At 69.8% G+C, this 21769-nt stretch carries 20 protein-coding genes; all 20 read right to left on the bottom strand.

Features of this window, described 5'->3' with window-relative positions; genetic code table 11:
* Positions 1 to 39 precede the first annotated feature (39 nt).
* The 20 genes from BC102111_RS03865 to steA all read right to left on the bottom strand — a co-directional run bounded on the left by BC102111_RS03865 (position 40) and on the right by steA (position 21755).
* Positions 40 to 1239: an acetyl-CoA C-acyltransferase gene (locus BC102111_RS03865; protein ID WP_101623657.1), complete on the bottom strand. Its 1200-nt coding sequence runs from the start codon at positions 1237 to 1239 to the stop codon at positions 40 to 42.
* 76 nt (positions 1240 to 1315) lie between these two features.
* Positions 1316 to 2059 (bottom strand): SDR family oxidoreductase, encoded by a 744-nt coding sequence (locus tag BC102111_RS03860; RefSeq protein WP_101623656.1) that lies wholly within the window; start codon positions 2057 to 2059, stop codon positions 1316 to 1318.
* 278 nt (positions 2060 to 2337) lie between these two features.
* Complete coding sequence (locus BC102111_RS03855; RefSeq protein ID WP_009379991.1) at positions 2338 to 2964, bottom strand: L-threonylcarbamoyladenylate synthase; 627 nt, start codon at positions 2962 to 2964, stop codon at positions 2338 to 2340.
* A gap of 315 nt (positions 2965 to 3279) precedes the next feature.
* A complete protein-coding gene (locus tag BC102111_RS03850; protein WP_009379992.1) occupies positions 3280 to 4371 on the bottom strand; it encodes an AI-2E family transporter in 1092 nt (363 codons plus the stop codon).
* Positions 4372 to 5883: a ribosome biogenesis GTPase Der gene (gene der, locus BC102111_RS03845; RefSeq protein WP_063248823.1), complete on the bottom strand. Its 1512-nt coding sequence runs from the start codon at positions 5881 to 5883 to the stop codon at positions 4372 to 4374.
* A complete protein-coding gene (gene cmk, locus BC102111_RS03840; protein WP_009379994.1) occupies positions 5880 to 6539 on the bottom strand; it encodes a (d)CMP kinase in 660 nt (219 codons plus the stop codon). The genes der and cmk overlap by 4 nt, the downstream gene beginning before the upstream one ends.
* Positions 6536 to 7717, bottom strand: a complete 1182-nt coding sequence (locus tag BC102111_RS03835) for a prephenate dehydrogenase (RefSeq protein ID WP_101623655.1) — start codon at positions 7715 to 7717, stop codon at positions 6536 to 6538. The genes cmk and BC102111_RS03835 overlap by 4 nt, the downstream gene beginning before the upstream one ends.
* On the bottom strand, positions 7714 to 8559 hold the full coding sequence (locus BC102111_RS03830) for a pseudouridine synthase (protein ID WP_232252593.1): 846 nt from the start codon (positions 8557 to 8559) through the stop codon (positions 7714 to 7716). The genes BC102111_RS03835 and BC102111_RS03830 overlap by 4 nt, the downstream gene beginning before the upstream one ends.
* Positions 8560 to 8577: 18 nt before the next feature.
* Complete coding sequence (gene scpB, locus BC102111_RS03825) at positions 8578 to 9210, bottom strand: SMC-Scp complex subunit ScpB (RefSeq protein WP_101623653.1); 633 nt, start codon at positions 9208 to 9210, stop codon at positions 8578 to 8580.
* Positions 9207 to 10058 carry a segregation and condensation protein A gene (locus tag BC102111_RS03820; protein ID WP_257957706.1) on the bottom strand — a complete coding sequence of 284 codons (852 nt, stop codon included), beginning with the start codon at positions 10056 to 10058 and terminating at the stop codon, positions 9207 to 9209. Before BC102111_RS03820 ends, scpB begins: the two co-directional genes overlap by 4 nt.
* 119 nt (positions 10059 to 10177) lie before the next feature.
* Entirely contained in the window at positions 10178 to 11047 is an 870-nt protein-coding gene (locus tag BC102111_RS03815; RefSeq protein ID WP_009379999.1) for a ParA family protein, read from the bottom strand.
* Between the two features lie 40 nt (positions 11048 to 11087).
* Positions 11088 to 12035, bottom strand: coding sequence for a site-specific tyrosine recombinase XerD (xerD, locus tag BC102111_RS03810; protein WP_101623651.1), 948 nt, complete (start codon positions 12033 to 12035; stop codon positions 11088 to 11090).
* Positions 12036 to 12041: 6 nt separating this feature from the next.
* Positions 12042 to 12704 carry an NUDIX domain-containing protein gene (locus tag BC102111_RS03805; protein ID WP_009380002.1) on the bottom strand — a complete coding sequence of 221 codons (663 nt, stop codon included), beginning with the start codon at positions 12702 to 12704 and terminating at the stop codon, positions 12042 to 12044.
* Positions 12705 to 12711: 7 nt separating this feature from the next.
* The gene (gene pyrG / locus BC102111_RS03800; RefSeq protein WP_095376830.1) at positions 12712 to 14391 is read right to left on the bottom strand and encodes a CTP synthase; all 1680 of its coding nucleotides are present in this window, start codon (positions 14389 to 14391) and stop codon (positions 12712 to 12714) included.
* On the bottom strand, positions 14388 to 15536 hold the full coding sequence (locus tag BC102111_RS03795; RefSeq protein WP_009380006.1) for a glycosyltransferase family protein: 1149 nt from the start codon (positions 15534 to 15536) through the stop codon (positions 14388 to 14390). Before BC102111_RS03795 ends, pyrG begins: the two co-directional genes overlap by 4 nt.
* Before the next feature lie 149 nt (positions 15537 to 15685).
* Entirely contained in the window at positions 15686 to 16906 is a 1221-nt protein-coding gene (locus BC102111_RS03790) for a glycosyltransferase (RefSeq protein WP_101623650.1), read from the bottom strand.
* Entirely contained in the window at positions 16903 to 18687 is a 1785-nt protein-coding gene (murJ, locus tag BC102111_RS03785; RefSeq protein WP_101623649.1) for a murein biosynthesis integral membrane protein MurJ, read from the bottom strand. The genes BC102111_RS03790 and murJ overlap by 4 nt, the downstream gene beginning before the upstream one ends.
* Positions 18684 to 19556, bottom strand: a complete 873-nt coding sequence (locus BC102111_RS03780) for a hypothetical protein (RefSeq protein WP_101623648.1) — start codon at positions 19554 to 19556, stop codon at positions 18684 to 18686. Before BC102111_RS03780 ends, murJ begins: the two co-directional genes overlap by 4 nt.
* Position 19557: 1 nt before the next feature.
* Complete coding sequence (locus BC102111_RS03775; RefSeq protein ID WP_009380013.1) at positions 19558 to 20508, bottom strand: copper transporter; 951 nt, start codon at positions 20506 to 20508, stop codon at positions 19558 to 19560.
* Positions 20505 to 21755 (bottom strand): putative cytokinetic ring protein SteA, encoded by a 1251-nt coding sequence (gene steA / locus BC102111_RS03770; protein WP_101623647.1) that lies wholly within the window; start codon positions 21753 to 21755, stop codon positions 20505 to 20507. Before steA ends, BC102111_RS03775 begins: the two co-directional genes overlap by 4 nt.
* Positions 21756 to 21769: the final 14 nt, after the last annotated feature.

Genomic DNA, 21769 nt, shown 5'->3' with positions numbered 1-21769 from the left:
GCCTCGGGCGCAGCGCGCGCCTCGGCGGAGGGGCAGGCGTCAGGCGACTTCGAAGAGTCCCGCGGCTCCCTGCCCGCCGCCGATGCACATCGTCACGACGACGTACTTGACGCCTCGGCGCTTGCCTTCGATAAGGGCATGGCCGACGAGGCGGGCCCCGGTCATCCCGTAGGGGTGGCCGACCGAGATGCCGCCGCCGTCGACGTTGTAGCGTTCGGGGTCGATGCCCAGCCGGTCCCGGCAGTAGAGCGCCTGGACGGCGAAGGCCTCGTTGAGCTCCCACAGACCGATGTCGTCGATCTTCAGCCCGTGGGCGTCGAGGAGCTTGGGGACGGCGAAGACGGGGCCGATGCCCATCTCGTCGGGGGCGACTCCGGCGACGGCCATGCCCCGGTAGATCCCGAGCGGGGTCAGTCCCCGCCGGGACGCCTCGGCGTCGGACATGAGGACGGAGGCCGAGGCGCCGTCGGAGAGCTGGGAGGCGTTGCCCGCGGTGATGCTCGGCTCCTTCGAGGCGACCCCCGGCTCGAGGACGGGTGTGAGCTTCGCGAGCCCCTCGAGCGTCGTCTCGGGGCGGTTGCCCTCGTCCTTGGTGAGCGTGACCTCCTGCGTGGAGGTCTCCCCGGTCTCCTTGTCGAGAACGACCTTCGTCGAGGTCAGAGGGACGATCTCGTCGTCGAAGCGCCCTGCCTCCTGCGCGGCGGCGGTGCGCTTCTGCGATTCGAGGGAGTAGGCGTCCTGGTCCTCGCGGCTGACCCCGTAGCGCTCGGCGACGACCTCAGCGGTCGCGAGCATCGGGTAGTAGATCCCGGGAACGTTCTCCTCGAGCCACGGGTCCTTCGCCCGGTAGGTGTTCATGTGCTCGTTCTGGACGAGGGAGACGGATTCGACGCCGCCGCCGACAGCGATCTTCTGCCCGTCGACGATGATCTGCTTCGCCGCGGTGGCGATCGCCATGAGGCCCGAGGCGCACTGGCGGTCGACGGACATGCCGGCGACCGAGACGGGCAGTCCCGCCCGCAGACCCGCCTGACGGCCGATGTTCGTCGACTGGCTGCCCTGCTGGAGGGCGGAGCCGATGATGACGTCATCGACCTCGGCGCCTTCGACACCGGCGCGTTCGACGGCGTGGGCGATCGCGTGTCCGGCGAGCTCCTGGGCCTGGGTGTCGTTGAACGCACCGCGGTAGGCCCGCCCGATCGGGGTCCTGGCGGTGGAGACGATGACGGCATCGACCATGGTGTGGCTCCTTCGAAAGCAGTGCGGTGGGGTGGGGTGGTGGCGCGGATGGCGCGGGCGGCGCGGCGCGGGCGGATCAGTCCTTGGGTCCGCCGGCGACGTAGACGACCTGGCCGGAGACGAAGCCTGCGCCCTCGGAGACGAGGAACGAGGCGGTGTTGGCGATGTCCTCGGGCTTTCCTGCGCGACCGACGGGGATCTGGCTGATCGCGGCCTTCTTGAAGTCCTCGAAGTCGACGCCGACGCGTTCGGCCGTCGACTTCGTCATGTCGGTCTCGATGAAGCCCGGGGCGATCGCGTTGGCGGTGACCCCGAACTTGCCGAGCTCGATCGCCCACGTCTTCGTCATCCCCTGGATCCCAGCCTTCGCCGCCGAGTAGTTCGTCTGCCCGCGGTTGCCGAGCGCCGAAGTCGACGACATCGAGACGATGCGCCCGAACTTCTCGGCCACCATGTGCGACTGCACAGCCTTGGCCATGAGGAACGCCCCGCCGAGGTGGACGGAGAGGACCTTCTCGAACTCCTCGTAGGTCATCTTGAACAGGAGGTTGTCGCGGAGGATGCCGGCGTTGTTGATGAGGACGGTGGGCGGACCGAGACGATCGGCCACCTCGGCGACGGCGGCGGTGACGGAGGACTCGTCGGAGACGTCGGCGTTCAGTCCGATCGCCTCTCCCCCGGCTGCGGTGATCGCCGAGACGGTGTCCTCGGTCGGTCCCATGTCGAGGACGGCGACCTTGAGGCCGTCGGCGGCGAGCCTGGTCGCGATCGCGGCGCCGATGCCGCGTCCGCCTCCGGTGACGATTGCTGTGCGTGCCATGCGTGATCCTCCGGGGTAGGTGGTGTGCGACGCAGCGTGACTCCCGTCTCACTGCGGTCAGGTCTCACTCTAACCGAGAATCGCTCCTGAACGAATGATTGCTCACTGGGCGAGAACGCGCCTTCGCCAGCGCGGTGATCCGACACTCACGCGGTGATCCTACGCCCGGCACGCCACCAACGCGGTGATCCGACAAAAACGCGGTCTGCAGACCGCGTTTTTGTCGGATCACCGCGTCGAAGCGGAGCAAGGCCGCGGGTCGAAGCGGAGGGGGCCGCCTACTCCTCGTCGAAGCGGGAGACGTCACCGGCGCCGACGCGCGCGACCTCCGGGTACCTGCCGGTGAAGTCGATGACCGAGGTCGGGACGACGCCGGGCGTTCCGGACTCGATGACGACGTCGACGTCGTGGCCGATCTGGTCCATGACGTCGTCGGCCTCGGTGAGCGGGTCCTCGTCTCCGGGCAGGAGGAGCGTCGAAGAGAGGATCGGCTCCCCCATCGCCTCGACGAGGGCGAGAGCGGTCGTGTTCTGCGGGATGCGCGCGCCGACCGAGTGCTTCTTCGGGTGCATCATCCGGCGCGGCACCTCCTTCGTCGCCTTCATGATGAACGTGTACGGGCCGGGTGTCATCGACTTGATCGCGCGGAAGTCCGAGTTGTCGACGATGACGAACTGTCCGAGCTGCGCGAAGTCGTGGCACATGAGCGTGAAGTGGTGCTTGGAATCGAGGTGGCGGATGCGCGTGATCCGCTCGATGCCCGCCTTGTTCTCGAGCGCACAGCCGAGCGCGTAGCACGAGTCGGTGGGATAGGCGATGAGTCCGCCGTCACGGAGCACCTCGGCGGCCTTCGTGATGAGTCGGGGCTGGGGGTTCTCGGGATGGATCTTCAGTAGTGTCGCCATAGTCCATGGTAATCACGGGTGCGCTCCGTTGGGAACGAGCAGCCGGCACCCGCGATCCGGTTCCGTGCCGATCCACGCCAAGCAGGGAAATCGACGCTCCCACGATCCGCCGCAGCGCCGATCCACGCGAGGCACGAAATCCGCGCCGCCCGCGACGCGGAAACCCGGCTCTGCGTTGATCGACGGAATTTCGCCGAGGTGGCCGACCGGAGTGCGTGCCCGTGCCGTCGTGGCGTGCCGGCGGCCGCGGACCCTCGCCGAGGCGGTCCGCCCGGCTCAGCGTTGATCGACGGATCCTCGCCGAGGCGGTCGGGGTCAGTGGACGGGGGTGTGGGCGGTGCGCGGGTCGGAGGCGATGAGGATGTTCACCCACCTCGCCTTCGGGTCGGCGTCGACGAGGAGGGCCTTGAGGAGCAGGGTCGCGGGCAGTGCGAGGAGGGCGCCCAGCCATCCGAGGACCCACACCCAGAAGAGCAGGGAGAGGAAGGAGACGAGCGGGGTCACCCCGACCGACTCGCCGGTGAACTTCGGCTGGATGATGGCCTGGATGACGAAGTTGAGCACGCTGTAGGCGACGATCACCCACACGGCCGACTGCCACCCGCTGTCGACGAGGGCGAGCAGGGCGGGTGGGATGAGCCCGATGACGAAGCCGATGTTGGGGATGTAGTTCGTGAGGAACGCGAGCACACCCCACACCCAGACGAGCGGGACGTCGATGATCGCCAGCGCCACGACGTCGAGGATCGCGACGATGAGGCCGAAGATCGTCGCGACCACCCAGTAGCGGCGCACACCGGACGCGAACCCGCCCAGCGACTGCGCGAGCGCAGGCTTGGCGTCCTTGAGCATCCCCATCCGCGACGACATCCCCATCGAGTCCATGGCGACGAAGAAGACCGCCATGATCACCGTCGTGAGCAGACCCGCCCCGAGCGAGACGTTGGTGAGCAGCGGGCTGACAGCGTCGAAGATCGAACGGACGTTGAACTGCCGCAGCTGCGCTTCGAGGACGTTCGAGGTCACGCCGAGCTCCCCGAGCATCGACATGAGGCTGTGATAGGTCGCCACGAGCTGATTGCCGTAGCTGGGGATGAGCATGACGAGCTCGGCGATCGCCCACGCGGTGAGCCCGAAGAACCCGAAGAGCATGACGAGGACGAGGACGACGGAGACGCACGCGCCGAGCGCCCCCGGCACGCGATGCCTCGTCAGCCAGCGCTGCAGCGGGTAGACGACGATGTAGAAGTTGAGCGCGAGGAAGACCGGAGCGACGATCTCCTGGAGTCCGCGGAAGAACGTCAGGGCGTAGGCGAGCCCGGCGATCGTGAGGACGACGACGAGTGCTCTCGCCGGCGGCCTGGCGTGCCACGGAGTGACTGCCTGGGGCTCAGTGCCTGCGCTCAACTACCGACCTCGTCTCTTCTCCCTGATCCGCATCGAGACCTCGATCGGCGTCCCTTCGAAGCCGAACGTCTCGCGGAGTCGTCTGATGATGAAACGACGATACCCCGGTTCAAGGAATCCTGTGGTGAAGAGGACGAATTTCGGTGGCCGTGACTGCACCTGGGTGCCGAAGAGGATGCGCGGCTGCTTGCCTCCGCGCACCGGGTGCGGGTTCGCTGCGACGAGTTCGCCGAGGAACGCGTTGAGGCGTCCGGTCGGGATCCGCTTGTCCCAGTTCTCCAGAGCGGTCTCCATCGCCGGTACGAGCTTCTCGGCGTGTCGGCCGGTCTTCGCGGAGATGTTGACCCGCGGGGCCCATGCGACGTGGGCGAGGTCGCGTTCGATCTCGCGTTCGAGGTAGTAGCGGCGCTCCTCGTCGAGGAGGTCCCACTTGTTGAACGCGAGCACGATGGCCCGTCCCGCCTCGGCGGCGGTGGTGACGATCCGCACGTCCTGCTCGCTCAGCGGTTCCTGGGCTTCGAGGAGGACGACGGCGACCTCGGCGCGCTCGAGCGCGGTCTGCGTGCGCAGGGCCGCATAGAAGTCCGCGCCGCTGGCCTGGTGGGCGCGGCGGCGGATGCCCGCGGTGTCGACGAAGCGCCACTGCCTGCCGCCGAGTTCGATGAGCTCGTCGACGGGGTCGCGGGTGGTGCCGGCGACGTTGTCGACGAGCACGCGTTCGGACCCGACGAGCTTGTTGAGCAGGGAGGACTTGCCGACGTTGGGTCGACCGACGAGGGCGACCCGACGCGGACCGCCCTCCTCGATGCGGGTATCGACGGCGGAGACCTCGGGGAGGACGGAGACCGCCTCGTCGAGGAGGTCGGCGACGCCGCGACCGTGGAGGGCCGAGACCGACCACGGCTGGCCGAGGCCGAGCCCCCAGAGTTCGGCGGCCATGAGCTCGCCGCGTTCGTCGTCGACCTTGTTCGCGGCGAGGATGACCGGCTTCTTCTTCTTCCGCAGCATCTTCACGACCATCTCGTCGGTCGCGGTCGGTCCGGTCGTGGCATCGACGACGAGGACGACGGCGTCGGCCATGTCGACGGCGACCTCGGACTGGATCGCGATCCGCGAGGCCATGCCCTTCGAGTCGGAGTCCCAGCCGCCGGTGTCGACGAGGGTGAAGTCCTTGCCGTTCCACTCCGCCTGGTAGCTCACGCGGTCGCGGGTGACACCGGGGACGTCCTCGACGACGGCCTCACGGCGGCCGAGGATGCGGTTGACGAGCGTCGACTTGCCGACGTTGGGGCGGCCGACGATCGCGAGCACCGGGTTGGCGCCGATCGCCTCTTCGTCCTCGATCTCGAAGCCGAGGGAGTCGAGCAGCGCCCGGTCCTCGTCCTCGAGCTCGTAGCTCTCGAGTCCGGCCTCGAGCGCGGTGGCCCGCTGCTCAGCCTCTTCGTCGCTGATCCGCTCGAGACGCTCGGCGAGCGCCTCATCGGGGGTCTCGTGGAATTCCTCGTCGGTCATTCTGCGTCCTTCACCAGGTCGAGCACGGTCCCCACGACCTGCTCGAAGTCGAGATCGCTCGTGTCGAGGGTGTACACGCCCTCGGCGGCGGTGAGGAAGCTCGTCGTGGCCGAGTCCTTGGCGTCACGGCCGGTGACGAGCGACGCGGTGGCGGCGACCGCCTCGGCGTCGGCACTGCCGTGGACCTCCTTGGCCCGGCGGGCCACGCGGACGTCGTCGCGGGCGGTCATGAGGATGCGGACCTCGGCGTCGGGGGCGACGACGGTCGTGATGTCACGGCCTTCGACGACGATGCCGGGGGACGCTGCGGCGATGATCTCCCGCTGCCGTTCGATGAGTTCGGTGCGGGCGTCGGGGACCGCGGAGACGGTCTGGACGTTCTCGGAGACCTCGGCGCTGCGGATCTCCTCGGCGACGTCGATGCCGTCGACGGACACCGCGAAGTCGTCGGGGTCGGTGGAGATCTCGAGGTCGGCCCCGCGGACCTGCTCGAGGACGTCGACGGGATCGGTGACCCCGCGGCTGAGCGCCAGCCACGCCATCGCGCGGTACATCGCACCCGTGTCGAGGTAGGCGAAGCCGAGGCGGCGGGCGACCTCCTTCGCAGTGCTCGACTTGCCGACCCCGCTGGGTCCGTCGATGGCGACGACGCTCATGTGGTTCCTTCCTTCTCGATGGCGGATTCGGGGATCCGCCATCCCAGTGCTTGCAGTCCGGTCTCGAGTTCGTTCGCGTTCGCGGGCATCACGGAGACGTCGACGATGCCGAGCCGGCGCCCCGGGGCATGGTCCATCCGGAAGTCCTCGACGTTGATGCCGAGGTCCCCGATGTCCTTGAACAGGGAGGCCAGGGTCCCCGGGGTGTCGGGGATGAGGACCGTGACGACAGCATATGCGGTCGGGGCCTGTCCGTGCTTGCCGGGGATCCGGTCGTGTCCCTCGTTGCCGTGGGCGATGGCCCTGGCGATCGCCCCGGTCGACCCGGGTCCGAGGCTGAGCGCCTCGATGACGGAGTCGAGCTCCCCGCGCAGGGCGAGCAGCACCGTCCGGACCTCCTCGGCGTTGCCGGAGAGGATCTGCGTCCACAGTCCGGGGTCGGAGGCGGCGATGCGGGTGACATCCCGCAGTCCCTGCCCGGCGAGCGCCACCTCATCGAGCGGGGCGTGGCGCAGCTGGGAGGCGACGAGGGAGGAGACGACCTGCGGGACGTGGGAGACCTTCGCGACCGCGGCGTCGTGGATGCGCGGGTCGAGGTGGGTGACCGAGGCGCCGGTGGCCTCGGCCATCTCGACGACCTCCCGCAGCCGGGAGGCCGGCGTGTCGTCGTCGGAGCAGATCACCCACGGTCGGGCGGTGAAGAGGTCGGGGCGGGCGGAGATCGCCCCAGACTTCTCCCGTCCGGCCATCGGATGGCAGCCGATGTAGCGGTCGAGCTGGTCGGCGGTGACGAGACCGCGCACGGTCTCGAGCAGGCGGGTCTTGATGCTCGCGACATCGGTCACCGTCGCGCGCGGGTAGTTCCGAAGTGCTGCGGCGATGACGTGGGCTGCGACGTCGGGCGGGGTGGCGACGACGACGATGTCCGGGTCGATGCCCTCCCCCGCCGAGGTGGTCGCCCCCGGTGAGTCCCCCGCCGTTCCCGGCACGGCCGTTCCCGACCCGGGCGAGGCCGGCCCGGGCGAGGCCGGGGCCACCGGCTCACCGGCGCCGAGGTCGGAGGCGAGCTGCTGAGCGGTCGGCGAGGTGTCCTCGAGGGTGACCGTGTGCCCGCGCCCGGACAGGGCGAGGCCGAGGCTCGCACCGAGCAGCCCGGTGCCGATGATGTGGACTCTCACAGGTCGACGGCCTCGAAGAGCTCGCCGATCTCATCCGAGCGCAGGGGTCGGATCTTGCCCTGCCGCTGCTCGGCGAGCGAGATCGGTCCGAACTGGGTGCGCACGAGGCGTTCGACGGGGTTGCCGATCGCCGCGAGGAGACGGCGCACGACCCGGTTGCGGCCCGAGTGGAGGGTGAGTTCGACGACGGAGCGGCCAGGCGTCGAGTCGACGAGCTTGAACTCGTCGACCGTGACGATCCCGTCGTCGAGTTCGATGCCGGCCTTGAGCCGGGCGCTCGCATCCTTGGCGATCTGCCCCTTGACCTGCGCGAGGTAGGTCTTGGGGATCTCGTAGCGGGGATGGGCGAGGCGGTTGGAGAGCTCCCCGTCGTTGGTGAGCAGGATGAGGCCCTCGGTGTCGGTGTCGAGGCGTCCGACGTGGAAGATCCGCTCGGCGCGGTTGCCGACGTAGTCGCTGAGGTTCTTGCGCCCCTCGGGGTCCTTCATCGTCGAGACGACCCCGGCGGGCTTGTTGAGCGCGAGGTAGACCTTCTGCGGGCTCGTCGAGATCCGCAGGGTGTCGACGTAGACGGCCTGGGTCTCCGGATCGATGCGGGTGCCGAGTTCGGTGACGATGTTCCCGTCGACCTCGACCCGGCCGTCGAGGATGAGCTGCTCGCACGCGCGACGGGACCCCAGCCCCGCCTCGGCGAGGACCTTCTGCAGGCGCACTCCCCCGCTGACGTGGGCGTCCGAGGTCTCGCCCGTGCCGGTGGGGGCCTTCTTCGCGTTCGCGCGCTGTTTGCGGCTCGGACGGTTGCTGCGCCCGCCGGGCGCCCTGGGATCGCGGTAGGGACTCATGGGGACCATTGTCTCAAATCAATCGTCCTCTGGTGACATTCCGTCCTCGACTGTGGCGAGGACCTCGGTCTCATCGGCGCCGAACTCCTCGAGGTCGGCGTCCTCGGGCAGGTACGGGGCGATGTCGGGCAGTTCGTCGAGGCTGACCATGCCGAGGGCGTCGAGGAACTGGTGGGTCGTGGCATAGAGGAGCGCCGAGGTCGTCGCCTCCTTCCCCGCTTCGACGATGAGACCCCGCAGGAGCAGGGTGCGGATGACGCCGTCGACACTCACCCCGCGGATCGCGGCAATGCGGGGCCGGGAGATCGGCTGTCGGTAGGCGATGACGGCGAGCGTCTCGAGCGCTGCCTGGGAGAGCTTCGCGCTCTGCCCGGCGGTGAGGAAGTCCTTGACGACGTCGTGGTAGTCCCCGCGGGAGTGGAGGCGGAAGCCGCCGGCGACCGCGCGGATCTCGAAGCCCCGCTGCCGCGTGGCGCCCTGCCCGTCGGGGCCGGCGGGGGCACCGTCGTAGTCACGGGCCAGTTCCGCGATCGCCTCGGTCACGGTGTCCTCGTCGATGCCGAGGGCCGCCGCGAACTCCTCGATGGACACCGCGGAGTCGCTGACCATGAGCACGGCTTCGATGCCGGAGAGGATCTCATCGTCGATCATGCCCGGCCTTCCGTCGTGTCGTCCCCGTTCGTCTCCCCCGCCGAGGCGGTGCCGTCGTCCGTCTCTCCCGCCGAGGCGGTGCCGTCGTCCGCAGAGTCCCCACCGTCCCCGTCCTCCTCGGCGCTCCACGCACCTTCGGTGCGCAGATCGACGCCGTCCTCGGGGGTCTCGGTCCGCGTGATGACGAGCGGGCCGAGCGGTTCGGCCTGGTCGAAGTCGCAGAGGCCGACCTTGAAGAGTTCGAGGAGGGCCAAGAACCGGGCGACGACGACGAGCGTGTTCTCGGAGGTGTCGAGGAGGTCCTGGAAGTCGACGTCGCCCGAGCGCAGCAGCCCGAGGATGTGCCCGCGCTGTTCGGAGACGCTGACGAGGGGGAGGTGGATGTGGTCGACGGCGACCGTCGGCGGGGTGTGGTCGCGTTGGAGGACGGTCGCGAAGAGGGAGGCGAGCTCACCTGGGCCGATGCTCAGCTCGAGCGGGGGCAGGACGTCCTGGAACTCCTCCTCGAGGCCGACCGAGCGGGGCACGCGGATGGAGCCTGCGGTCATCGCCTCGGAGAGGAAGCCGCTCACGGCTTTGTACGCCTTGTACTGGAGCAGGCGGGCGAAGAGGAGGTCACGGGCTTCGAGGAGTTCGAGGTCGAGTTCCTCCTCCCCCTCCTCGTGCGGGAGCAGGCGCGCAGTCTTGAGGTCGAGGAGGGTGGCGGCGACGAGGAGGAACTCGGAGATCTCGGCGAGGTTGGACCCGCTGCCCCCGTCCTTCTCCGACAGCTGCGTCGTGTACGCGATGAACTCGTCGGTCACTTCGGCGAGCGCGATCTCCGTGATGTCGAGGCGACGTTTCGAGATGAGGCCGAGGAGCAGATCGAAGGGGCCGGAGAAGTTCTCCAGCTCGACCTGGAACCCGTGCTCGGCGCCGTCGTCGGCGACGGCATCGTCGTCGGCGACGGTCTCGACGGCGGTCTCGCTCAGGGTGCGCCTCCGCGGGCGATGAGCTCCCGGGCCAGGCGCCGGTAGGCCTCGGAGCCGGGGTGCTTGGGCGCGAACGAGGTGATCGGCTCGGCGGCGACGGAGGCGTCGGGGAACTTCACGGTGCGGTTGATGACGGTGTCGAAGACCTTGTCGTCGAAGGCCTCGGAGACCCTGGTCATCACCTCTTTCGAGTGCAGGGTCCGCGAGTCGAACATCGTCGCGAGGATCCCGTCGATCTCGAGCGAGGGGTTGAGCCGGTCCTGGACCTTCTCGATCGTCTCGACGAGGAGGGCGACGCCGCGCAGGGCGAAGAACTCGGTCTCAAGCGGGATGATCACGCCGTGGGAGGCGGTGAGCGCGTTGACGGTGAGCAGGCCGAGCGAGGGCTGGCAGTCGATGAGGATGACGTCGTATTCGCCGGCGACCTTGGCGAGCGCCCGGGAGAGGACCTGTTCGCGGGCGACCTCGCCGACGAGCTGGACCTCGGCGGCGGAGAGGTCGATGTTCGCCGGCAGGACGTCGATGTTCTCGAAGTCGGTTTCGACGATGACCTCGTGCGGGTCGAGGCGCGGGTTCATGAGCAGGTTGTAGACGCTGATGTCGAGGTCGTACGGGTTGATGCCGAGCCCGACCGACAGGGCGCCCTGCGGGTCGAAGTCGACGAGGAGCATCTTGCGTCCGTAGGCGGCCAGGGAGGCGCCGAGGTTGATCGACGACGTCGTCTTCCCCACCCCGCCCTTCTGGTTGACCATAGCGATGATCCGGGCGGGCCCGTGCGAATCCAGGGGTGCGGGTTCGGCGAAGTCCTCGGCTCCCGCCGTCGGGGTCGTCGCTGTGGGGAGATCCAACGCCTGCTGCGGATTCATCACTCGGTCGGCCACCTTTCGTTGCGTGCTGGAACCAACCCTACCGCGCCCTGGGGTGCGAGGTGGCGTAGACCTCGCGCAATGTTTCCTCCGACACCTTCGTGTAGATCTGCGTCGTCGTCACCGAGGCGTGGCCGAGCAGCTCCTGGACGACGCGGATGTCCGCCCCGCCCTCGAGGAGGTGCGTGGCGAACGAGTGGCGGAACGTGTGCGGGGAGACCTCGGTCTCCAGTCCGGCGAGGCTGCCGGCACGTCCGACGATCTTCCACGCCGTCTGCCGCGACATCCGCGTGCCCCGCGCGTTGAGGAACAGGGCGCCTGCCGGAGTCCCGGACCTCGCCTTCTCGGCCATCGTCGGGCGCACCCGGGTCACCCACGCCCCGAGGGCGGCGGCCGCATGGGAGCCGAAGGGGACGATCCGCTCCTTGCCGCCTTTGCCGTAGAGGCGCACGAGCCGGGTCTCGAGGTCGAGGTCGTCGAGGTCGGCGCCGACGGCCTCGGAGATCCGGGCCCCGGTCGCGTAGAGGAGTTCGAGGAGGGCCGCCGCCCTGATCTGGGCCGGCTCCTCCCCCGCCGACGTCGCGAGCATCGCCTCGATCGCGGAGAGCGAGAGCGCCTTCGGCAGCCGCAGACCCTCCCTGGGCGGACTGACCTCGGAGGCGGGATCGGTGTCGGTGAGACCGTCGGCGAGGGCGAAGGCATGGAACCGGCGCACCGCGACGAGGGCGCGGGCCCGGGTCCGCGGGGCGAGCCCAGAATCCTGGAGGTGGAGCGCGAAGTCCTCGACGTGAGTGCGGGTCACCCCGCCGAGGCGGTCGATCCCGGCCTCGGCCAGCCAGGTCCCGTACCTGCCGAGGTCACGGGCGTAGGCGTCGATGGAGTTGAGCGAGAGTCCGCGTTCGAAGCGCAGAGCCGAGAGGTAGGAGCCGATCGCGCGGGCGATCTCGGCGGGAAGGTCGGGAAGGAGTTCGGCGCCGTGACGGGCCATGGGGTCTCAGGCGTCCGTATCGTCGGCTGGGTTGCGGCCGTCGACGAGGAGCCGGGGCGCATCGACAGGACGGGTGCGCACGGGTCGGCCGGCCGCCTCGGCGGCAAGGACGTTGCTCACCTGGAGGATCGCGAGCTGGGCGACGGAGTTGGTGATCCGCCCCGCGGCGATCGCGTCGAGGGCCTCGGGCACGCTCACCCACCGGTAGACGAACCCGGCCTCCTCGTCGCTGCGGGCATGCTGGTCGGCAGCGGGCACCTCGGCGAGGTCACGGGCGAGGTAGAGCCGGATCGTCTCGCTGCTGCCGCCCGGTGAGAGCGCGGAGTCGGAGAGGACCTCCCAGCGGGCAGCGGTGAGGTCGGCCTCCTCGGCGAGTTCGCGCTTCGCAGCGGTGAGCGGATCCTCACCGGGGATGTCGAGGAGCCCGGCCGGAACCTCCCACAGGCGGGCGCGGACGGGGTGGCGGTACTGCTGGACGAGGAGGATCTCGCCTGCCTCGTTGAGGCAGGCCACCGCCACGGCCCCGGTGTGGGCCATGAGGTCGCGGACGAGGCCGGTCGCCTCGGGCAGGTCGAAGGTCTCCCGCCGGATCGTCCACACGGCGCCCCGATACACCTCGTCGGAGGCAGTGATCTCCGGGGTGAACGGGACGTCGTGCAGATCGCTCACGGTCAGCTCACTGGCGCTCGAGTGCCGCGGCGACGAGGCCCGCGAAGAGCGGGTGGGGCTTCGTCGGGCGCGACTTGAGCTCGGGGTGGGCCTGGGTGGAGACGTAGTACGGGTGTTCGCTGCGCGGGAGTTCGACGAACTCGACGAGCTCGCCGTTGGGCGAGGTGCCGGAGAAGACGAGTCCCGCCTCGGCGAGGTCGTCGCGGTAGGCGTTGTTGACCTCGTAGCGGTGACGGTGGCGTTCGCTGATGTCCGTCGACCCATAAGCCTCGGCGACGACGCTGCCCTCGTCGAGCTTCGCCCGGTAGGTGCCCAGGCGCATCGTCCCGCCGAGGTCGCCCTCACCGTCGACGATCGACATCTGCTCGGCCATCGTCGCGACGACCGGGAACTTCGTGTCGGGGTCGAACTCGGAGGACGAGGCGCCCTCGATGCCGGCCTTGTGGCGGGCGTACTCGATGACCATGCACTGCAGGCCGAGGCACAGGCCCAGCGTCGGGATGCCGTTCTCGCGGGCGAACCTCAGCGCTCCGACCTTGCCTTCGATGCCGCGGATGCCGAAGCCGCCGGGAATGCAGATCGCGTCGAGACCCGACAGTGCCGCGGCGGCGTCCGCATCGGACTCGCAGACATCGGACTGGATCCATTCGATGCGCACCTTGGCGTCGTTGGCGAAACCACCGTGGCGCAGCGCCTCGGTGACGGAGAGGTAGGCGTCGGGCAGATCGATGTACTTGCCGACGACCCCGATGGTCACCTCGTGGGCGGGCTGGTGCACGCGCTCGAGCACCCAGTCCCACTTCGTCCAGTCGACGTCGCGGAAGGGCAGGTTGAGGCGGCGGATGACGTAGACGTCGAGGCCGCCGTCGTGGAGGACCTTGGGGATGTCGTAGATGCTCGGCGCATCGACGCACGAGACGACCGCTTCCATGTCGACGTCGCACGAGGAGGCGATCTTGCCGCGGATCGAATCGGGCAGCTCCCGATCGGAGCGGAGCACGATCGAGTCCGGCTGGATGCCGATCGAGCGCAGTGCGGCCACCGAATGCTGGGTCGGCTTCGTCTTCAGCTCGCCCGACGGTCCGAGGTAGGGCACGAGGGAGACGTGGATGAAGAAGACGTTGTCGCGGCCGACGTCGTGGCGGACCTGGCGGGCCGCCTCGAGGAACGGCTGCGACTCGATGTCGCCGACGGTGCCGCCGATCTCGGTGATGATGACATCGGGACGGTCCTCGGCGGGACGCTCGGCCTGCGCCCGCATCCGGGCCTTGATCTCGTCGGTGATGTGCGGGATGACCTGGACGGTGTCGCCGAGGTAGGCCCCGCGGCGCTCCTTGGCGATGACCGAGGAGTAGACCTGACCGGTGGTGACGTTGGCCGCCCCGTCGAGGTCGATGTCGAGGAAGCGCTCGTAATGGCCGATGTCGAGATCGGTCTCCGCACCGTCCTCGGTGACGAAGACCTCACCGTGCTGGAACGGATTCATCGTGCCCGGATCCACGTTGAGGTAGGGATCGAGCTTCTGCATCGCGACCTTGATGCCGCGCTGGGTGAGCAGGTGTCCGAGGCTCGATGCCGTGAGACCCTTGCCGAGAGAGGAGGCGACGCCGCCTGTAACGAAGATGTGCTTGACTGTGTTCGGCTCGTGAGCCCCGATTCGATTCACCACGGAATTTGATTCTATCAAACCCGGCTTGCCGACTTCGACAGGGCCTCGACCTCGGCGTAGAGACCGAGGAGGCTCGCGGCGATCTCACCGGGGTTGTCGACGTCGATGACCCGCTTCTTCGCGGCGATCGCCTGCGCACCGCGGGCTGCCGGATCGTCGAGGAGATGATTGATCTCACGCAGCAGCGCGTCGGTGTCGTCGGCGGGGACGATGTCGGCGGCCTCCCCCCAGATGCCGGCGCGGCGTTCGGCGCCGATGAAGACGGTCGGCTTCGCCAGCTGCATGAGGTCCTCGTGGCTGAGTCCGGTCATCTGCTCGCTGGCGATGACGACGTCGGAGGCGGCGGCGACATCGACGAGGTCACCGGCAGGGGCGACGATGACGCCGCGGTCGGCGAAGGCGGAGGCGATGGTGCGGCGGTCGCGGCCGGTGCCGGTGAGGACGAAGACGACCTTGCGGTCGGGCCGGCGCCTGTTGATCTGGTCGGCGGCGTCGAGGACGGTGGCCAGGGCCGTGTGGTCCTTCAGGGCGATCGGGCTCGCGACCATCCACGTGCCCTCCCCGATGCCGAGTTCACGGCGCACCTGCGCCCGGGAGGCGGTGACGGTGAGGTCGGTGTCGATGTCGGGGGTGACGAGTTCGGCGCGTTCGACGAGCGGAACGGAGCCTGCGAACCATTCGACGACGGGTTCGGTCGTGCCGAGCACTCCGCGGGCGGTGCGGGCGACGATCTCCGCACCGGTCTTCTCGATGACGTCGGCGGGGGCGAAGTTCTCGACGGTGGCGACCGCGGTCGGGCTCAGGCGGGCGGGCAGGCCGGTGAAGCCGAGGCCGGTCAGCGTCGCGGCATGGAGGCCGTGACCGTGGACGATGTCGACGTGGGGGTAGATCTTGTGGAGCGTGAAGGCCGAGGCGGGATCCGAGGGTGAGAGCCGGCGCTTGGCGCTGAGCTCGATCTCGCGGTAGTTCCCGATGAGGTCCTCGGGGACGTCGAGGCGGTCGAGGATCGACCGGTGGGCGGCGAGACCGACCTGGTGACCGGCCCGGAGGTGACCGATGACGGCGAGCTTGGCCACCTCGGCGACGGGGTCCGTCGTGTCGGCGAGCACGTGAAGGATCCGTGCGTCGGTGCTCAGCGGCTGGATCTCGGCGGTCTCGGTCATTCCTCATCCCTCTCAGTCGTGTGTCTCTAGCCTACCGGTCTCCCCCGGCCTCTTCGGCAGCGGCCGGGGCCGTGTTCGGCACGGTGTCCGCCCTGGTCGTCGCCGGGGTCGTCGGGGTCGTGCGGACCCCGGTTCGCCGAGGCGGGAGTTCAGTCCCGCGGTGACGGCTGGGTCTCCGCGTAGACGGCGAGCAGCTCGGCGGCGACGTCGCGCTCGTCGGGCAGCTCCCGTCCTCGGGCCCTGGCCCGCTCCCCGAGTTCGGCACGCAGCGCGGGGTTCTCAGCGAGCGTGCCGATCGCATCGGCGAGCGACTCGTCGTCGTCGGAGTCGATGAGGACGCCTGAGTCCCCGACGAGCTCCGGGGTGCCCCCGGTGGCCGTGGCGACGATCGCCTGCCCGGTCATCAGCGCCTCCTGGAGGACGAGGGCGCGGGCCTCCCAGACGCTCGTGAGGACGTAGACGTCCGCTGCGGCCAGGAGTGCGGCGACGTCGTCGCGGGCTCCGAGGAAATGGAGGGCCGGAAGCGCCGAGGCGGTCGCGGCCTCTGCATACTGCGCGCGGATGTCGGCGAGCACCGCCTCATCGGCGGCCCCGGCGACGAGGACGACGATCTCGCGGGGTGCGGCGGCGTCGGCCGGTGCGGCGGCGTCGGCCGGTGCGGCGGCGTCGGCCGGGTCGGCTGTGTCGGTCGGTGCGTCCGGGTGACCGAGGCGGGCCAGGACACGGACGAGCATGCCGTAGTTCTTCTGCGGGGCGACGCGGCCGACGGCGAGCACGATGACGGCGTCCTCGCTGAAGTCGTACTCGGCGGCAAGCGCCGCCCTCGTCGCGCGGGCCTCGGCGGCGCCGACCTCCCGGATCGCGGGGGCCGCTGCCGGAGAGAAGCGGGCGTCGCGGGCACCGAGGTCGTGGGCGCGGACGACGAGGTCGGTGCTCGCGGCCAGCGTGAGATCGGCCCCGCGAGCAAGCAGCCGTTCGATGCCGGTCTCGACGCTCCCGCGGATGCCGGTGCCCGAAGCCTGGTTGTGGAGGCTTTCGATGAAGGTCGGCCGCGGGCGCAGCAGACGGGTCGCGAGATGGGCGATGAGTCCGGCGCGGAAGCCGTGGGCGTGGACGATGTCAGGGCCGAAGCCGCGCAGAATGCGTCGCAGCCGGGCGACGAGGACGGTGTCGCGCAGATCGACGCCGGTGCCGACATCGAGGGCGGCGAAGCGGACCCCGGGGAGGGCGGAGAACCCGAAGTGCTCGTCGGTCTGGGCCGGGCCGATGACGCCGACCTCGTGGCCGGCGGCGGCGACGTCGCGGGCGAGTGCCCGCACGTGCGTGCCGACTCCGCCGGTCGACGTGCCGATGACGTAGACGATCCTCATGGTCTCTCCTCCTCGTTCTGCGGTGCGGGGCCGGGTCGCTGGGGTGCGGCACCGGGGGTCGAGGGTGGGATGCCCGGACCGTCGTGGTCGGGACCCGGCTCCGGGGCGGTGGGCACGGTGGGGTCGGCGGGTCCCTGGGTCTGTCGGCGGGAGGCGAGCATGCCGCGCACCTCGGCGACGTAGCCGCGGTCGAGGACGAGGATGCCGGCGAAGACGAGGCAGCCGACGAGGGCTCCGAGGATCCCGACGATGACCGAGGGCACCGCGCCGGTGCCGATGAGACCCGCGAGCCACCAGGCGGCCAGCGCGCCTGCGGCGGATCCGAACGCTGCGGCGAGGAGCGAGTGGAGTCCGCGGCGAAGGATGCCGCGCAGTGCGTCCGGGCCGAGGACCCGGCGGATGGAGACGAGGAGCGCGGCCGCCGCGGCGCTCATCCCGAGCACATAGCCCGCGCAGATGGCCACGAGCGTGCGCTCGGGGCTGCCGTTCGCCTCGGTGAGGGCGATCGCCGCGACCATGCCGACGATGACGAGGATCCACCCGGTCGTCGTCGCCGCCGCCGCGTGGCGGGAACGTTCGAGGGCGTAGAAGATCCGTGAGCCCCACGCGATGAACGACCAGCCGGGCACGGCCAGGGCCATGACCATGATCGCGGTGCGCATCGCCGAGAACGGGGCGGCGTCACGACCGCCGACGGCATCGATGGAGGTGAAGAACGATTCCAGCGGTCCGGCGGCGCTGAAGAGGATGACGGTGCCGAGCAGTCCGATGGTGACGATGACCGCCGAGGTCGTCGCCGTCATCGCGCGCAGCCGCACTCCCGCCGCCTCACGGTCGGCCGCCTCGGCGTCGTCGTCCTTCGTCCGGCCCACCCACGTCGACAGGGTCGGGAACATCACGGTGACGACGGGGATCGCGAGGACCGCGTAGGGCAGGAGGTAGACGGCGTTGATGTAGTTGAAGAGGACGAACGTGCCGGTGCCGCCGGAGCGGTTGGAGAGGACGAGGGTGACGAGCACGGCTCCCTGCTGGGCGAGCAGTGCGGCCATGCCGGCCCCGGCGAGGCGCAGCGCCCGGTGGGCGACGCCGGGTGGGAACGACCAGGTGGGACGGATGCGCAGCCCGGTCGAGCGCATCGGCAGTGCCAGCGGCAGGGCGAGGGCGGCGACACCGGCGGTCGTGCCCCAGCCGAGCCATCCGATGTGGGTCTCCCATGTCGCGTCGGTGCCGCCGACACCGCGGTAGGTGATGTAGGAGCCGATGACGACGAGGCTCGAGAGCAGCGGGGCGAACGCCGGCCAGAGGAACTTCCGGTGCGCCTGGAGGACGCCGGTGAGGACGGCGCCGATGCCGTAGAGGACGAGCTGCGGGGAGAACATGAGGAGGAAGGAGGCAGTGGCGACCTGTTCGTCCCCGGCGGTGTCGACGAGGAGGGTCGCGATCGGCTCGGCGAACACGGCGAGGACGATCGTCAGGGGCAGCGTCACGGACACCGCCCAGGTGAGCAGCGCCGAGGCGATCCGTCCGGCCGTGTCCCGGTCGGCGCGGGCGAGCGGGATCGCGAGCAGGGGAATGACCGCTCCCGCCAGTGCGCCTCCGGCGACGACCTCGAAGAGGATGTTCGGCACCTGGTTGGCGCTCTGGTAGGCGGTGCCGACGGTGCCGGCCCCGACCGTGCTGGAGAAGACGAGCCACCGGAGGAATCCGACGAGTCGGGTGATCAGGGTGATGATCGAGACGAGCAGCGCCGCGGAGGCGAAGACCCGGAGGAGCCGGTTCACTTCACCGTGCGCCCGAAGGCGTCGATCTCACGCAGTCCGGGGGTGGATTCGATGACGGATGTGAATGAGACCTTCTCCGAGGCCAGGGTGAGGCCGGCGAGGACGGCAAGGATGACCGCGCGCGTTCCGGCGCTCGTGTTCGCCGCCAGGGTCGTGCCGATGGCAGCCCCGAGGGCGTTGGCTCCGGTGTCGCCGAGCATGACGGACCCGTCGAGGTCGTCGGGCCACGCGGCGAGGCTCGTGCCGGTGACGACGGCGGTCGGCACCCAGGTGAGCTGCCGCTGATGCGGCATGAGGCCGAGGACGAGGAGACCGGCCTTGAGTGCGCGTCCGGGGCGAAGGTCGAGGAGGTTGAAGAGGTTCGCGGTGCCGGCGATGACCCCGCCGGTGACGACGGTGTCGATGCCCGCCTTCCACCACGGTGCCGTCTCGGCGGGGCGGAAGGCGTCGAGGAGACCGTGGCGGCGCGACTCGTCGGGGCCGAGGATCGCGGCGGCGATGATCGCGGCGACGGGGATGCCGGTGACCTTGATCGCCCCGGTCGTGACCTGCCCGTGGGCGAGGGCGCTGAGATGACCGCGCAGGCCCTTCGACGACCCGGACTCGAGGAAGTCGTCGACGGCGCCGAGGACGCCGGAGACCGAGGTCGCGAGCAGGGTGGCCGCCCGCTGCCGCGGATCTTCGATGAGGGCGCTGCCGGCGAGCAGTCCTGCGGTCACGGCCGGGCCCTCGACGAGGGAGACGTCGCGTCCGGCATGGTTCGTCCGCACCGCGCGCTCATGGCGACGCAGCGGGGAGTTCAGCACGGCCTTCGTCACGCCGTATCCGACGAGACCGGCGACGGCGGAGCTCACGAGGGTTCGGATCATGTCATTCCCTTCCGGGCAGGATCGATTCGGCGTCCGAGGCGAAGCCGAAGTGGCCGTGGGTGCCGGCTCGGCCGGCGGCGATCGCGCGGACCGTGATGATCGCCCCGGCGCCGAGGCCGAGACCGTCGACGGTGGAAGCCCGGGACTTCCCGGTGCGGAGGACGGAGACGAGGCCGTTGGCCGCCGAGGCGGCGTCGCCGGCGACGACGACGGACGTCGCCTCGTTGGTGAGCGCGTTGACGAACTCGGTGACGGCGTCGCGGGAGGCCATGTCGCCGGTGGCCTCAGGGCTCGGTTCGGTCTCCTCGGCGAGCTGGGAGTTCTCGTCGTCGATGATGACGAAGAGGTCCGTCGTCTTGTGGTCGGTGTCCGTGCGCAGGCGTCCGGCGTCGACGAACGCGTTGAAAATCTCCTCGGCCTTCGCCTCGGCGTCGTCGCGGTCCTTGCCCTCGGCGAGCATCGAGGCCTTGCCGGTGAGCGCGATGACGAGGGCTGCGCGCAGCGCGGTCGCATCATCGGCAGGCAGGGCGGGGACGAGTCCGCGCAGGGTGGTCATGAACTCTCCGGCGCCGCTGACGCTGAGCGCATCGTCGACGAAGGAGACGTCGCTGGCGATCGTTCCGCCGGCCTCCTTGATCCGGTTCGTCACCTCTTCGACCTGCTGGGGGTCGGCCTCGGGGGCGGAGATGACGGTGACCGTCGCATCCTTGAGGGTGTCGCCGATGAGCTCGGGGGCGGCGGCGGTGACGAACTCGTTCTGCTTCTCGATGTTGCCGTTGGCGGCGTCGAGCTTCGTGCGCAGGTCGTCGCGGTCGGCGCGCAGGGCGTCGACCTGGCTCTGCAGGGACTCGCCGATCGGCTCCTTGAGGGGGCCGGCGCCGAGGACGATGCCGACGGCCAGGGCGAGGAACACCGAGACGAGGGAGACGAGGTGGTAGCGGAAGTCGATCACGAGAGAGTCCTTGAGTCGAGTCCGGCCCAGATCGTGCCGGCGGATTCTGAGGTCGCGGCGGGATCCCCGCCGAACAGGGAGCCGATCCAGCCGAAGACGCCGTCGAGCTGGGCTCCGATGAGTCCGAGGAACGTCTGCCCGGCGGCGGTCGCCGCCATGGCGACGCCGAGCGCGACGAGTCCGGCGATGATGAGCACCGCGAGCTGCAGGCTGGAGATCCGCTGCCGGTAGAGCAGGGAGACGCCCTTGGCGTCGATGAGCTTCGACCCCACCCGCAGACGGGTGAGGAACGTCGAGGCCATGCCCTTGCGTCCCTTGTCGAGGAATTCCATGAGCGTGTCATGGGTGCCGACGGCGACGATGAGGTCGGCGCCCTTGTCGTCGGCAAGGAGCATCGCGATGTCCTCGCTCGTGCCCGAGGCGGCGAAAGCCACACAGTCGACACCGAGGGCCTTGACCCTCTCCGTGCCCGGCGCGTGTCCGTCGCGGTAGGCGTGGACGACGATCTCCGCGCCCGAGGCGAGCGCGGAGTCGGACACGGAGTCCATGTCGCCGACGATCATGTCCGGCTTGTAGCCGGCTTCGAGGATCGCATCGGCGCCGCCGTCGACGCCGATGAGCAGCGGCCGGTACTCGCGGATGTAGGAGGCGAGGATCGCGAGGTCCTCTTTGTAGTGGTAGCCGCGGACGACGATGAGCGCGTGCCGGCCGGCGAAGTCGGTGCGGACCTCGGGGACGACGAGTTCGGCCGAGAGCAGGTCGGAGTCCTTGCGGATGTACTCGATCGTGTTGTCGACGAAGTCGACGAGCACGGAGTTCATTCCTGCCTCGGCCTCGTTCATGTCCTCGGCGATGGTCTCCGAGGTCTGGAAGACGCCCGAGGCGACCTCGGTGCCGTTCCGGTAGATGGTGCCGCCGTCGATGCTGATCTCGTCGCCTTCGCTCACCGTGTCGAAGATCTCAGGTCCGGTCGCGTCGATGAGCGGGATTCCGGCGTCGACGATGATGCCGGGGCCGAGGTTCGGGTACCGGCCGGAGATCGACTTGTCCGCGTTGATCACGGCGACGGGGCGGCACGCGACGAGCGCCTCGGCGGAGACGCGGTCGATGTCGGAGTGCTTGATGATCGCGATATCACCGGCGGCCAAGCGCTTCGTGAGGTCCTTCGTCCGTCGGTCGAGCTTGGCCGGGGCCGCATCGGACCGGGTCGTGACAGGGGGGTTCTCCCGTAGTCTGCGCGCTTTCATGGTTCGCCTATTCT

Source organism: Brevibacterium casei CIP 102111, assembly GCF_900169275.1.
Lineage (GTDB): Bacteria > Actinomycetota > Actinomycetes > Actinomycetales > Brevibacteriaceae > Brevibacterium > Brevibacterium casei.
Note: the sequence above shows the minus strand (reverse complement) of the source record. Positions and strands in the feature narration are given on the sequence as shown.

What these genes read in the sequence shown, in the direction of transcription:
- BC102111_RS03865 (WP_101623657.1), bottom strand. Translation starts at nt 1,239, where the DNA reads ATGGTCGATGCCGTCATCGTCTCCACCGCCAGGACCCCGATCGGGCGG.
- BC102111_RS03860 (WP_101623656.1), bottom strand. Translation starts at nt 2,059, where the DNA reads ATGGCACGCACAGCAATCGTCACCGGAGGCGGACGCGGCATCGGCGCC.
- BC102111_RS03855 (WP_009379991.1), bottom strand. Translation starts at nt 2,964, where the DNA reads ATGGCGACACTACTGAAGATCCATCCCGAGAACCCCCAGCCCCGACTC.
- der (WP_063248823.1), bottom strand. Translation starts at nt 5,883, where the DNA reads ATGACCGACGAGGAATTCCACGAGACCCCCGATGAGGCGCTCGCCGAG.
- cmk (WP_009379994.1), bottom strand. Translation starts at nt 6,539, where the DNA reads ATGAGCGTCGTCGCCATCGACGGACCCAGCGGGGTCGGCAAGTCGAGC.
- BC102111_RS03830 (WP_232252593.1), bottom strand. Translation starts at nt 8,559, where the DNA reads ATGAGTCCCTACCGCGATCCCAGGGCGCCCGGCGGGCGCAGCAACCGT.
- scpB (WP_101623653.1), bottom strand. Translation starts at nt 9,210, where the DNA reads ATGATCGACGATGAGATCCTCTCCGGCATCGAAGCCGTGCTCATGGTC.
- BC102111_RS03815 (WP_009379999.1), bottom strand. Translation starts at nt 11,047, where the DNA reads ATGAATCCGCAGCAGGCGTTGGATCTCCCCACAGCGACGACCCCGACG.
- xerD (WP_101623651.1), bottom strand. Translation starts at nt 12,035, where the DNA reads ATGGCCCGTCACGGCGCCGAACTCCTTCCCGACCTTCCCGCCGAGATC.
- BC102111_RS03795 (WP_009380006.1), bottom strand. Translation starts at nt 15,536, where the DNA reads ATGACCGAGACCGCCGAGATCCAGCCGCTGAGCACCGACGCACGGATC.
- BC102111_RS03790 (WP_101623650.1), bottom strand. Translation starts at nt 16,906, where the DNA reads ATGAGGATCGTCTACGTCATCGGCACGTCGACCGGCGGAGTCGGCACG.
- BC102111_RS03780 (WP_101623648.1), bottom strand. Translation starts at nt 19,556, where the DNA reads ATGATCCGAACCCTCGTGAGCTCCGCCGTCGCCGGTCTCGTCGGATAC.
- steA (WP_101623647.1), bottom strand. Translation starts at nt 21,755, where the DNA reads ATGAAAGCGCGCAGACTACGGGAGAACCCCCCTGTCACGACCCGGTCC.